Origin of the sequence: Mucilaginibacter sp. SJ (assembly GCF_028993635.1) — a bacterium.
Taxonomy (GTDB): domain Bacteria; phylum Bacteroidota; class Bacteroidia; order Sphingobacteriales; family Sphingobacteriaceae; genus Mucilaginibacter.
The window spans coordinates 3,488,988-3,502,088 of record NZ_CP118631.1 but is presented as its reverse complement, the minus strand read 5'-3'; the positions used below and the strand labels follow the sequence as shown (position 1 = coordinate 3,502,088).

At 44.1% G+C, this 13,101-nt stretch carries 10 protein-coding genes and 1 tRNA gene; 8 read left to right on the top strand and 3 right to left on the bottom strand.

Annotation, left to right across the window (positions count from 1 at the left end; genetic code table 11):
* Position 1: 1 nt before the first annotated feature.
* Together MusilaSJ_RS13990 and MusilaSJ_RS13985 are read left to right on the top strand one after the other, a co-directional pair.
* Positions 2-1,150 carry an FAD-dependent oxidoreductase gene (locus MusilaSJ_RS13990; protein ID WP_274985584.1) on the top strand — a complete coding sequence of 383 codons (1,149 nt, stop codon included), beginning with the start codon at positions 2-4 and terminating at the stop codon, positions 1,148-1,150.
* A 158-nt stretch (positions 1,151-1,308) separates the two neighbouring features.
* Positions 1,309-1,458: a hypothetical protein gene (locus MusilaSJ_RS13985; protein ID WP_090534531.1), complete on the top strand. Its 150-nt coding sequence runs from the start codon at positions 1,309-1,311 to the stop codon at positions 1,456-1,458.
* Here the strand turns inward: MusilaSJ_RS13985 and MusilaSJ_RS13980 are convergent.
* Positions 1,445-2,311 carry an NmrA family NAD(P)-binding protein gene (locus MusilaSJ_RS13980; RefSeq protein WP_274985583.1) on the bottom strand — a complete coding sequence of 289 codons (867 nt, stop codon included), beginning with the start codon at positions 2,309-2,311 and terminating at the stop codon, positions 1,445-1,447. The genes MusilaSJ_RS13985 and MusilaSJ_RS13980 overlap by 14 nt on opposite strands.
* A gap of 242 nt (positions 2,312-2,553) precedes the next feature.
* Here MusilaSJ_RS13980 and MusilaSJ_RS13975 point away from each other — a divergent pair, with 242 nt between their 5' ends.
* The 3 genes from MusilaSJ_RS13975 (at position 2,554) to MusilaSJ_RS13965 (ending at position 4,822) form a co-directional block, all read left to right on the top strand.
* Positions 2,554-3,027, top strand: a complete 474-nt coding sequence (locus MusilaSJ_RS13975; protein WP_274985582.1) for an SgcJ/EcaC family oxidoreductase — start codon at positions 2,554-2,556, stop codon at positions 3,025-3,027.
* Between the two features lie 111 nt (positions 3,028-3,138).
* On the top strand, positions 3,139-4,521 hold the full coding sequence (locus tag MusilaSJ_RS13970; RefSeq protein WP_274985581.1) for an ATP-binding response regulator: 1,383 nt from the start codon (positions 3,139-3,141) through the stop codon (positions 4,519-4,521).
* A 1-nt stretch (position 4,522) separates the two neighbouring features.
* Entirely contained in the window at positions 4,523-4,822 is a 300-nt protein-coding gene (locus MusilaSJ_RS13965; RefSeq protein WP_342457032.1) for a helix-turn-helix transcriptional regulator, read from the top strand.
* A gap of 84 nt (positions 4,823-4,906) precedes the next feature.
* Here MusilaSJ_RS13965 and MusilaSJ_RS13960 read toward each other — a convergent pair.
* Positions 4,907-4,980: transfer RNA gene (locus tag MusilaSJ_RS13960), tRNA-Met, on the bottom strand.
* Between the two features lie 163 nt (positions 4,981-5,143).
* Here MusilaSJ_RS13960 and MusilaSJ_RS13955 point away from each other — a divergent pair.
* From MusilaSJ_RS13955 to MusilaSJ_RS13945, 3 genes are all read left to right on the top strand, one after another.
* A complete protein-coding gene (locus tag MusilaSJ_RS13955; protein ID WP_090534561.1) occupies positions 5,144-5,524 on the top strand; it encodes an START-like domain-containing protein in 381 nt (126 codons plus the stop codon).
* Between the two features lie 107 nt (positions 5,525-5,631).
* On the top strand, positions 5,632-7,086 hold the full coding sequence (locus MusilaSJ_RS13950; RefSeq protein ID WP_274985580.1) for an LptF/LptG family permease: 1,455 nt from the start codon (positions 5,632-5,634) through the stop codon (positions 7,084-7,086).
* A 134-nt stretch (positions 7,087-7,220) separates the two neighbouring features.
* The gene (locus MusilaSJ_RS13945) at positions 7,221-8,426 is read left to right on the top strand and encodes a bifunctional 3,4-dihydroxy-2-butanone-4-phosphate synthase/GTP cyclohydrolase II (protein ID WP_274985579.1); all 1,206 of its coding nucleotides are present in this window, start codon (positions 7,221-7,223) and stop codon (positions 8,424-8,426) included.
* A gap of 145 nt (positions 8,427-8,571) precedes the next feature.
* Here MusilaSJ_RS13945 and MusilaSJ_RS13940 read toward each other — a convergent pair whose 3' ends face one another.
* Positions 8,572-13,002 carry a translocation/assembly module TamB domain-containing protein gene (locus tag MusilaSJ_RS13940; RefSeq protein ID WP_274985578.1) on the bottom strand — a complete coding sequence of 1,477 codons (4,431 nt, stop codon included), beginning with the start codon at positions 13,000-13,002 and terminating at the stop codon, positions 8,572-8,574.
* Between the last annotated feature and the right edge of the window lie 99 nt (positions 13,003-13,101).

Sequence of the window (13,101 nt, the reverse complement as noted above, 5' to 3'; positions counted from 1 at the left end):
TATGTTATTAAATAATAAACAGGTTGCCATAGTAGGCGGCGGACCGGCGGGGTTGGCCTTAGCAAGACTTTTACAACTTAAAGGTGCAGATGTAAAAGTATATGAACGGGATATAGACAGAAATGTACGGGTGCAGGGCGCCACGCTCGACCTGCACGAAGGCACAGGACTGGAAGCGCTGAAACGGAGCGGTTTGCTGGATGAATTTTATAAATACCACCGTCCTGTAGCAAGTAAAATGCTGCTTGTGGACAGGATGCTCAATATTACATTTGATGACCACAATTTCGCGACTATTACCGCGGAAACCCGCCCCGAAATAGACCGTGCGCCTTTGCGTGATATTTTATTGAACTCCTTGCAGCACGATACCGTGGTATGGGACAGCCATTTCATTTCAATGGAAAGAGAAAGAAAAGGCTGGCGTTTGTTTTTTAAAAACGGATCGAACGCCTATGCCGATCTGGTAATTGCGGCTGACGGGGCCAATTCAAAAGTGCGGCCTTATTTAAGTGATGTTGAACCGGTTTACTCTGGTATCACGCTGATTGAAGGCAATATTTACAACGCTGAAAAATACACTCCAAAACTTTTTTCCTTTGCAAAAGGAGGAAAAGTAATGGCGTTTGATGACGGGCGATTTGTAGGTTATGGCACAAAAGCCGATGGTTCAATTATGTTTGTGGTGAATTTTAAAACGCCCGAAAACTGGCTGGAACAAAGCGGCATTAATTTCAATAACAAAGAGGAAGTTTTTGAATGGTTTAAGAAAGATTTTGCCAGCTGGAGCGATGAATGGCATGAGTTTTTTACAAATGACGTGGTTTGTTTCATTCCCCGTCCGCAATATTATTTCCCTTTAAATCAAAGCTGGGAAACGGATGAGAGCCTTACAATGATTGGAGATGCCGCACACCGAATGCCACCGTATGCGGGCGAAGGTGCTAATGTAGCATTGCAGGATTCGTTTGAACTGGCCGAATGTTTAACCGGAAATCAATTTACTGATATCAAAGCGGCGATTGCCCATTTTGAAAAAGAAATGGTTGCAAGAGGAGCTAAGGCCACAAAAGACACGCTGGAAAATTCAGAGAGAATGTTTTCAAAAACTGGTTTAGCACAAATGGCTGAATTCTTTGACCAGCACTGAATATATTAAGTCGATTAGAATAAAAAGGCTGCGGTATTCTGTTGCCATGTCACAACTTTTACCTCGTGGCCATTTGTCAATATTGCCGGGGTATCACGGCTAATACGTTCTATTGTTTGTTTGCGTAAACATTGCCGCTCGCGGTATGTTAATAAATAATGATCAGGAAATTAAAATCAGGGCAATACAGGATCTACTCCAAAAAGGTTGATCCTGAAACCCACAAGCGTAAAAATCTCGGCACTTTCGATTCAAAAGAAGCCGCGATGAAACACGAAAAAGAGATACAGTATTTTAAGCACCATTAACCTGCAATTGCTTTTCCAGGTAGTGAAACAAGGTGGTAGGCCCGTGTTGGGCGGTTGGAATTTCCGATTGCTGGCTAATGGTAAGTCTCGTCATATTAGCGAAAGATGCCGCCGCTTTTTCGGAAAAGCCGCCCTTTATCATAAAGTCTTTCCAACCAGCTTCCGGGATAGTCACCACGTTTACCGTTTTGTGCAATAGCTTACCGAATGTTTCAGCCACATCCTGATTAGAATAGGTTTCAGGCCCTTCCAGGAAGAACAGCCCGGTCTGGTCATCCAGCATTAATTTGGCTGCAAATGCACCGATATCTGCCGGCGCGACCATGGGCAGCTTAAAGTCCGCCGGAAACAAAGTGGTCAATTCTCCCTTTTCCCGGACGGCTGGTATTGCCTGGTCAAAATTGCTCATGTAATAAGCGCTGCGGATCACAGCCAGCGGGATGTCCAATTTGGCTAAGCCCTGCTCTAATTCATACAGTGCACCGAGGTCAAAAATATGATCTCCGGGCTGTGCGCCATAAGTAGAAGCGGCGACGATCTTTTTCAGTTCGGCCCCTTCAAGCGCGTTTAGGATACTGCCGATCTGTTCCCTTTCCACCGCGTCGATATCTTTATCGGGAGCCGCATTCGGGTTCAGCACAAACAGGCGCTCCTCCTGTCCGAACAATTCTTTTAAACGGGTTGTGTCCCGGATGTCTGCAACCTCATAGGCTGCCCCCTTAACAGTCCATTCGACAGCTTTAGCCGGATCATGGCCAATGATCATCACCTTTTGTTGTTTTTGTAGCAAAGCGGTCGAAAGCGCGGCACCGATATGGCCGGTTCCTCCTAAAATAGCGTGTGTGTATTTCATAACGCTATTAATTTCAATATTCATGCCGTAAAAACTTGCCAGAAGTCGGCAAAGATTTTTTTGTTTTTCTTCATCCCAACCGCCGGCCATTTCTACATGCATCCGCAAGGATGAATCGGGCAGGTTTAGCTGTATGTAACAAAAGATAAAGGATTTGTAACATAAACATAAGTAACATCATGAAGTATCACCTTTATTTGTAGTATCCGCTATGGATGTTTGTCCACCTGTATATAATACCTATGAAAAAGATAACAAGCCTGATACTTCTGATATGGCTATGCAGTACCAGCGTACTGGCCCAGCAGCCTGACACTGCATCGAACAACGCTGCGATACGGCAGATGATCAAAAGTTATGAAGATGCATGGAATAGCCATAACCCGGAAAAACTGGCGGCCAACTACACCTCTGATGCTACTTGGGTAAACTGGTTTGGCGCCTACTATAAAGGTCGGGATGATATTTTTAGGCATTATAAGCAGGTTCATAATACTTATTTTAAAAACACCCGGTACTATACCCGGGCTGTTGAAGATATTACCTATCTGAATCAGGACCTTGCGGTTGTACACGTACGAACGGGTCTTGCCGGCGACGAACGATATCCGGGTCAAACGTTTGAGTTTCGCCGGATGATCGTAGTGGTAAAACGGGACGGTGAATGGAAGATATTTGCGGGTCAAAACGCCAGGCTGGAAAAAGGCATTAACTAATATTAAGGCCGCTCTGTTATGAATAAAGCCCTTCAGTATCTGTATATTATAATAAATATAATATATTTTTGATTATAAAATCCCGGCAGTTTTACGCAAACTTAATCTCACATGCATCCAGCTAAATGTACCTTCGTCTTGTTGCTTTTGCTTTTGGCTTTGTACGGTACGGCCAATGCGCAAGACACGGTAATTCTGCATCAAAAAGATTTCGGCGCCTACAATGAAATATCACTGCGTGATAAACACTGGTTCTTTCATCCTGAAATAAATAACGCAAATACACCACCTGATGTCCGTTCTATTGCGCACGAATTCCGGACGCCGTTGACGCTTATCCTCAATCCGGTTAAGGAACTTGCCGGCAAGACCTCCGATCCATCATTGCTGCGGGATTACCGGATGATCCTGAATAATGCCGAGCGCTTGCTGAGGCTCATCAACCAGTTGCTTGATCTGAGTAAGCTGGAGCAGGGATTAATGGAATTGTTGTACGAACCGCTCGATTTAAACGCATTATTATTAGGCCATGTCCAAAGTTTCGAGCCGCTTGCATTGCAAAAAGGCATCACACTGCATTTCCGGTCAAACTATCGCGAACTTTGGGTAATGGCAGACCGGGATAAATTGGATAAGGTCATGCTGAACGTTATCGGGAATGCGGTAAAATTCACGGCGATCGGCAGGGTGGAGATTTTTCTTTATCACGACGATGGGATGCCCGGGAATCAATATGTAGTTCGCGTTCGCGATACAGGTAAAGGGATACCCAGATCAAAGCTTCCCTATATTTTCAGTCGTTTTTACCAGGTCAATTCGCCGGGCAGCCAGGCTGCAGAAGGAAGCGGTATCGGTTTGGCGCTTTGTAAAGAATTGATTGAGCTAATGGGCGGCAGTATTGCGGCAAATAGCTGGGAAGGGGCATTTACCGAAGTGGTGATCCAGTTGCCTTTAGACGAAGCTGTAGGCACTCATGAGGGTGTAGTGGAATTTAAGACCATGAAAGCAGCCGCTGAAAGCGAAGAAGCAAAACCCGAGAAAACAGAGACCGATATGGACTTGATTTTGCTGGTAGAGGATCACCGGGAACTCCGTGACTTTATTGAACGTCAGCTTGCGGAGCAGTACCGGGTGATTACCGCTTCGGACGGCAAGGCAGGAATCACAATGGGTATAGAACAAATCCCGGCACTCATTATTACCGATGTGATGATGCCCGATACAGATGGTTACGAGTTATGCGGGATATTGAAGAAAGACGAACGGACAAGCCAAATCCCGGTCATCATGCTGACAGCAAAGGCCGACGTAGATAGCCGTGTAAAAGGTATTCAAACAGGAGCTGATGCTTATCTTGCCAAACCCTTTGAGAAGCGCGAACTGCTGGCCCTGATCGGCACGCGCAATATTTTGAAACAACATGTCGCAATGCACAAGAGATGGCTGATAGAGTTGCCCAATATGCCGACGATAGAGCAGGCTTTTTTTAAATAAGATAAAAGCCGCGGTTGAAAATAACCTGGATGACAACAGCTATGGGACCGATCAGCTGGCTGGGGATATTGATATGAGCAGAATTCAATTGCATCGAAAATTAAAGGCAATAACTGGCCGGGTCCCTGGCGAACTGGTACGCGAAATACGGTTACAACATGCACACGATCTCCTGGCGCGCCGCACAGCCACCATTGCGGAAGTGGCTTACCAGGTGGGTTTCAGCAGTCCGGCAAGTTTTTCAGCAAGTTTTTCACGGCATTTCGGGTTTTCGCCCAAACAAGTAAATTCATTGCATTAACTCCATTATTAAGGGGGCACGAACACTGCATGACCAGAAAAAACGAAAGCAGCTACGTTTTACTGTAACTGCTTCATCTTCAAGTAGCGGGGAGCAGGATCGAACTGCCGACCTTAGGGTTATGAATCCTACGCTCTAACCATCTGAGCTACCCCGCCGTTTTTATTTTTATGGCTCCTTTTGTGGTTAATAAAAAGAGTGGCCTTGCTATAAAACAAGTAGCCGTCCCTAAAAAGGTTTGCAAATATAGTAGAAATTCGTTTTCTTTAGAAAAAATGTTTCACATTTACTTTTGTTCCTGTTTTTTTAAGTGTAAACCGAATGTCCGAAAAGAAAAAATTTACCATTGAGTACGAGATTAAGTCATCTCCGCGTATCCTGTTCAGCTTCTTAAGCGAGCCTAATGGCTTGTCTCAATGGTTTGCCGATGAGGTTAATATTCGTGACCATGTTTATACTTTTACATGGGATGACGAATCGCAAAAAGCCAAACTTTGCTCAGTTAAGGAAAACAGATCCGTACGTTTTAAATGGCTCGATGATGATGCCCAGTATTATTTTGAAATGGAAATAATGCAGGATGAGCTTACCAATGATGTAGCCCTGGCCATTACTGATTTTGCCACCGAAGATGCCATTACAGAACGAAAGCAGATCTGGGATAACTCTATCGATTACCTCATAAGTGTATTGGGCGCCTGATAAAACTTTATTTTAGCTAATTTTGTACGCTGAACTGGTTTTGCACGTTAATGGGTTTTAACTGTGCGGCTAACCGGTTTTGCCCCTGTTAATTGCAAATAGCACTAATGAAGAAGATCCACCTTTTACTCCTTAAATCATTTATAAGGCCTTTTTTGGTTACGCTTTTCATCGTGATGTTTGTGTTGCTGATGTTGTTTTTGTTTAAATACATTGACGACCTTATTGGCAAGGGCTTTGCCTGGTATACCATCCTGGAGCTCATGTTGTATAATTCGGCCACCAATGTTCAAATGGCCCTCCCGTTATCCATCCTGCTCTCTACCATCATGACCTATGGCTCCCTTGGCGAAAATTACGAGCTTGTTGCCATCAAAGCGGCGGGCATTTCGTTGCGCCGGGCCATGTATCCAATGATCGTGATCATTTCCATACTTAGTATCGCGGCGTTCTTTTTTTCTGATTATATGCTGCCGGTGGCCAACCTTAAATATTATTCGCTGTTGTATGATGCCCGGAAACAAAAATCGGCCGATTTATTGCCCGAGGGAGTGTTCAGTACCAGTTTTCCCGGCTATACAATCCGGGTAAAACGTAAGGATCCCGATGGTCAGCGTTTGTATGATATCATGATCTATCAAAAAAGCCCGAATGGTGATAATAATAATTCGGTGATCCTGGCCCGCGAAGGCACCATGTTCCGTACCATGGGCGATAAATACCTGGTATTGCGTTTAAAAGACGGGGTGCGATACGAAGAAACCGCTTCCGAAAATGCCACATATAATACCCGGCAGCGCCTTTTACGCCAACGGTTTAAGGAAACCGAAACCAAGTTTGATCTGTCGGCATTTAAGCTTACCCGTACCAGTGAAAGCGAGTTTAAGTCCGCATCTCAAATGATGAACATTAAACAGCTGAGGCATTATCTCGATTCGTCGCAGCGTTCTGTGGATAGCAATGTGATGGTAAATTATAAACTGGTTACACCGTACATTAAATACTATTCAATACCTGCGCAATCAAAGGCTGTTAAAAATTATAAAGCGTTTGATCCAAAAAAAGATGCCTTTCAGGGCCTTACCTTATCCGAACAGCAAATGAGCCTCAACAGTGCGGCTTCCGAAATAAGGTCGATCAAGGATGTGATCAAGAACCGGAGCGACAGGTATAAAGGCGATTCGGAAGGCATCCGCAGGTATTTCGTAGAGTATCAAAAAAAATATAACCTTTCGGTAGCTTGTTTGGTATTGTTTTTAATCGGTGCGCCGCTGGGCTCCATTATCCGCAAAGGTGGTTTGGGCTTGCCGGTTGTAGTTTCGGTGGTATTTTTCCTCATTTACTATATCATTACCACTATTGGCGAAAAATCGGTTAAGGGCGGCGATATTAACAAGTACCTGGGCATGTGGATTTCTATTATCACGCTGCTGCCTATCGGTTTGTTCCTTTCTTATAAAGCGGCTACAGACTCCGCCCTGTTTGATATGGAAATTTATAAACGCTTTGTAAACCGCGTGGCAGCAAAGTTTAAGCCCAAGGCAACCCGCCACGGTCATTAACGGTATATTTAATAAACGCCATATTATAAAAGCATTATCATTTTACACAAGGCCGACCCAAGTCATGGTAATATGCGTTAAATTTGATTTAGATTAAACAAGCGTTTAGGCGCTACCCAACAAGTAAGTATAGAATGTTAAACACCATACAGGAAGCGATTGAAGAAATCAAAGCAGGTAAAACAATTATCGTAGTTGATGACGAAGATCGTGAAAACGAAGGCGACTTTTTAACGGCCGCCCGCAATGCCACTCCCGAAACAATTAATTTTATGGTCCGCCATGGCCGCGGCTTGGTTTGTGCTCCAATTACAGCGCAAAGGGCGCGCGAGCTTGACCTGATGCCTATGGTAAGCCACAATACCACATCGCACGAAACTAATTTTACGGTTTCTGTCGATTTGCTTGGGCATGGCTGTACTACAGGGATCTCTGCGAGCGACAGGTCAAAAACTACGCTTGCGCTTATCGATCCGGCAATTAAACCCGAAGATCTTGGTCGCCCGGGGCATATTTTCCCGCTGATAGCCAAGGATGGCGGCGTGCTGCGTCGTACCGGGCATACCGAAGCTGCTATTGACCTGGCTGTTTTAGCCGGAATGGAACCAGCCGGTGTTATCTGCGAGATTATGAAGGAAGACGGCGAAATGGCCCGCCTGCCCGATCTGCTGGAGATTGCCAAAGAATTTAACCTTAAAATAGTATCGATCAAAGACCTGATCGCCTACCGCCTGGAGCATGAGTCGATGGTGAAACGTGAAGTGGCTGTTAAAATGCCTACCGAATGGGGTGATTTTGATATGATAGCCTACACCCAGGTTGATACCGGCGAAAACCACCTTGCCCTGGTAAAAGGTACCTGGGAGCCCGGTGAGCCTATTTTGGTCCGCGTACATAGCTCATGCATGACCGGCGATATTTTTGGCTCATGCCGTTGCGATTGCGGTCCGCAGTTGCATAAAGCGATGGAGATGATCAGTAGGGAAGGTAAGGGTGCTATTGTTTATATGAACCAGGAAGGTCGCGGCATTGGCCTGATCAATAAATTAAGGGCCTATCATTTGCAGGAAAACGGTTATGATACTGTGGATGCTAACCTGAAATTGGGCTTTAAAATGGATCAGCGCGATTATGGTATCGGCGCACAGATCCTGCGCAGCCTGGGTATTACCAAAATGCGTTTAATGAGCAACAACCCCAAAAAACGGGCAGGCCTTATCGGTTACGGTTTGGAAGTTGTTGAAAATGTACCTATCGAAATAGCGTCAAACCCACATAACGAAACTTACCTGCGCACTAAACGCGACAAGATGGACCATGCCATTATGCGCGATCATTAAGCTAAAACCCGAAGGCCGAAAGCAAAAAGCCGCGCATGATTTTTATTTTAACCCATATTAAAGGCTTTTAGCATCTGCTTTAAGCCTTTATTTTTTAATGTATTTGCGAAGAAGCTTTTTGCTTTAAGCTTTCTGCCTTTAGCTTTTATTGGTCCTCATCTTCATCGGGCCTGGCTGCCGGAGTAGTAATGGATGTTGGGATAGGAGCCGGGTTAACCGGTGCGTTTTTGCGACGTCCCTGCCTGAATATGTTCCGGATAAACTCGCCAAAAGTGTCAAAATCACGTTGGTATACCAAACCTAACCCGTTTACATACTGTGGTGCCAGCACGTCTGTAAGGCTGCTTAGTGTTACGTTGTTTAACGCACGGTATGAATATCTTGCAGTTAGGTTACCATCGCGGCGTATCTTATATAAGGCCTCAAAGTCTTTGGTGAGGCTGTTAAACCGCTGGTTAAACAGGTTGCTGTTGTTGTTATTAAAAATATCATTTGAGCCGTTGTTGCTGAATAAGCTTCCGTTAAATGATAGCCTGCTATCAAAAAAGCGCAGCGAAGCACTTGCCTCATTAAAAGAGCGAATATTTAAGTCGAAGTTTTTAATGTTTGATTGCGAAATCAGGCTGTTAAGCTTGTTAAACGCAAATTCGCTCACCGCCTCGCCGGCTGTGCCCAGCACCTGGTTGGTTAAGTTATTGCTGTTTGATGTAAAGTTACGTCGAACAATAATACTGATAGCCTGCTGGCTCCGGTTATTGGCGTCGGCAAGATAGGTTGCCAGATCGTCCTTAACAGATGGATCGGTAGGAAAGTTAAAGTCGAAATCAATATTAGGTTGTAACAGTGACTTGGTCAGGATCAGTTCGGCCTGTACCAAAGTTTGCTGCCCCGATGTAGGAGTTTGCAGGCCTGCCGCAGTATATAACGGTGCCTTACTGGTACGCACCTCATACAGGGCCTTAAGGTTGATCTCGGCATTTGATGGGTTACCTGTCCACCTGATGGTACCGCCCTGACTTACCGTAAAGTTTTTACTGATAAAGTTTTTGGCAGTAAACTCAAACTTGCCCGATGATATTAAAAAGTCACCGTACATCTCAAAATCGCCCAGGCTGTTAATATTCAATTTTAAATTACGGGCAACGCCGCTACCTTCCAGCTGGCCGTAATCCGTAGCTATTTTAACAATGGTTTTTTCGTCGGCGCTCAAATCAAAGTTTAGGGTAACACCATTAAAAGCACGCTCTTTGGCAACTACTTTTGCGGTGTCACTATGGCTTACAAATTTGATGAAATCGTAATCACTGGCGGTAGACGAGGTATTGAGCGGGATATTGAAAACAGTACCCGCATTGGTGCTGGCAGTAATATCAATTTTCATGTTATCAACCGGGCCATTAAAGCTGAAAGTGCCTGTGCCATAAGCCGTGCCATAATAAAGGTGATTGTCTTTGAATGTTGTATTCAGGGCCATCAGGTTATTGGCTTTAAGGGTTACATCAATATCCGGGTTAGATAGGTTATTGAGGTTTACGGTACCATTGGCGGTTCCTGTACCGTTGTGAATGTCCTTCAAAACCATATCCTTAATGCTGATAATGCTGTTATTAACATCCAGCTTGTTATTAACCGTATAAGCCGTTTTTAAATAGTTAACGGTAAGGCCGGTATTAACAAGAGTAACGCTGCCATTAAGTTGCGGGTTTGAGGGCTTGCCGGTAAGTTTCAGATCGGTTGAAACATGTCCTTTTACATCCGAAACAAGGTCGTTAATGAAAGGCTCAAATATGATGGCTTCGGTTTGGTTCATCTTGATATCAAAATCAAGCTTGTCATCAGTTTCTTTGCCAAACGAGTAGGTGCCGCCAATGTTCATGGTTTCCAGGCCGCGGTTAATGATATTCATATTAACATCCGCTTGTTTACGGTCGTTGCCAAGCGTGGTAACCAGTTTCACATTGCCCACCAGTGTTTTATTCATGGCAAGTGAATCGATGGTTAAATGCGAATCGATGCCCGGAGATTTGAGCACCGAGGTCATTTTAACATCGCCATCCAGGTAGCCCTTTAAGTTTACCCCCGAAGTGCGCGTGAGCTGGTTAAACGTACGCATGTTAAACTTCTGGAACGAGAGCTTTAATTCATCGGCAGGGTTATCAGATATAAATCCGTCGATAAATACTTTTTGCGGCCCGTTTGAAAGCTCAAAGCCTGATACCTGTGTTTTGCCGTCCAGTAAACGGATGCGTACCTGCTCCTGGATCTTCCATTTCTCTTTTTCCAGTATGATGTCTGATGGCAGCAGTTTAAGCTTGGCCGTAGTATCGCGGCCAAATTCAACCAGGCCATAAAGGTCCAGTTGGTTAACAGCGTTTTTGTCGGAGAGCTTAACGTTAAAATTAAGGCTGTCGTTTTTCAGGAAGTTCGTAATGTTGATATCCTTGATAAAAAGGCTGTCGGTTAAATCAACCCGTCTCAGGGATACGTTGAGCCCCAGCAAGCTGTCGGTAGTGTTTTCGTCAATAATAAAATCATGGAAAACAGTTTTGCCGTATTTAAGCGTTTTGATATAGCCCGATAGCGTAGCTGTTTTCTTTTCCGAGTTAAACTGCCCAACAAAAGTTCCTTGCTCAGGGATTTTCAGATCGGGCAGGAAGATTGCTGTAAGCGGATCGAGGTTTTTAAGGTTCAGCGTAAAATCAAACTCCTCGGGCTTAGGCAGCACTATAGTTGTTTTTATGGAAGGGATATACTTTTTAACGATGGTTTTAAAATACGAAGGCAGGGTTGCAAGATCGTATTTGCCCTTGATACTACCATCGGCAAAGTCAGATTTTAAAGCGATGGTGCGGTTATTGCCCATTCCTTCTGCTGACAAGTAAAGTGAGTCAACCGCGTAATTATTCCGCGGATCTATTACTCTTGCCGGCGAGAACAGGATGTTGCCCTGCAAATTGGCCAGATCATCGCCTTTAAACTGGGTTTTAAGCAGTGTGCTTACAGTTAAAGTATCTTTGGTAAAACCAAGCTTGTTCAGGTTAGCGTCCCTGATATCGGCAGTTAAATCATAAGTTGGCAAAGCAGGGTTAAGGTTAACCTTGCCTTTAAGGTCAAGCTTTATGTTCCTGTCGTTTATGGTAATATGAGCGTTGGCCAGCCTGTTTATAAAACTGCCGTTAAGTGTAAGCCTGTTATAGGTGTAGTTATTATAAGTGATGGATGCGATTTTTGCATCCACTTTTTCAGTAAGGCTTTTCAGCGCGTCGCCGCTGCCCTGTATGTTTGAAGTAAAGGTGGCCCTGCCCAAATCGCTTTGATCAAGCAGGGTGCCCAGGTCAAAGGCATAGGCGTTAACCCTGCCGCTATAGCTTGGGCGGTCATTTTTATCAATTTTAAGGTTGATATCTGAATCAAAACGACCGAGAGCAGTTTTAAAAACACCATAAGCAACAAAATCATTCTGCGAGCCGGTAAACCTGCCGGTAAAATTAAAGTTGCCGAATTTGGAAAGTATGGCCGGAGCCCTTTCTGTAGGCGTCCCCGAAAAATGGCTGATCAGGTAATCAAGGTCTTTTTTGTTGGAGGCCACCTGGTCAAATTTTAGCTCCAGGAATGCGTTATCCCAATCGGTAAGGTTATGCAGGTTAAAATCGCCTTTAACAAAAGTGGCCTGCCCGCCGGTAATGGTCACTTTTTTTGCTTTGAGGTTGTTCACATAACCTTTGGCTTGCCCGTCAATACCCAAATCAAAACTCACTTTTTCTAATGAACTGGTAAAGTAGGAAATATCTGATGACGAAATGCGTGACGATTTAAAGCTGGCATCCATGTGTACCTTATTTTCAAAATCGTCAAAATCATCAAACGATTTAAACTTCATCCTGAAATAATCCTTCAGGTCTGATCGGGGTGTTTGGATAGCGAGGTGCTTCAGTATGATCTGGTTAGTATCAATCGTAGCATCCGATGCGAAGTGTTTTACGGTGAACCCGCTTTTTTCATGCAGGCTTAAACTTTTTATATTGGCTTTAAACAGGTGGTTCTTTAAATCCATACCCTGTATCAGCGTGCTGAAATGCTGCACATCCAGGTCGTTAAAGTTGACCCCGGCTATTACCGTATCGCGCAGGCTATTCTTATACCTGAAATGAAAATTATTGATAGCAATAGTGCCAAAATTTAGCGTCCAGGGTTTGTTTTGGATTTTTTTGGTGGTATCGGCCGAATTAAAATAATCTATAACAAATTGCAGGTTGGTAGTACTGTCTTTTTGTTTTTTGAGATAGAAGGAACCATTATCCAGTTCGATATTGGAAAAGTTGATGGTACGGCGTTTAATACTTCTGAAAAGATAAAAACCCTCAATATCAACAGCTAATCGGGGTGTGCTTAGTAAAGTATCCTGCTTCTTATCCAAAATATAAAGTCCCTCAATTACCACCGAACGAAATGGCCTGAGGTAAAGGCTTTTAATCCCAACCTTGGTTTTCAATTCGCCGGCAATGTAAGCTGCCGCTTTTTTAGCAGCCCAGGTTTGTACTGGCTTAAATTGAAACGTGAGCAAAAGTATGCTCAATGTCAATAAAATGAACAATACCAGGCCCAGGAATATTTTGAGTACTTTTTTAATAACTTTGCACCTTTAAATAAATTAATGATTTAGTGAATTAGTGAT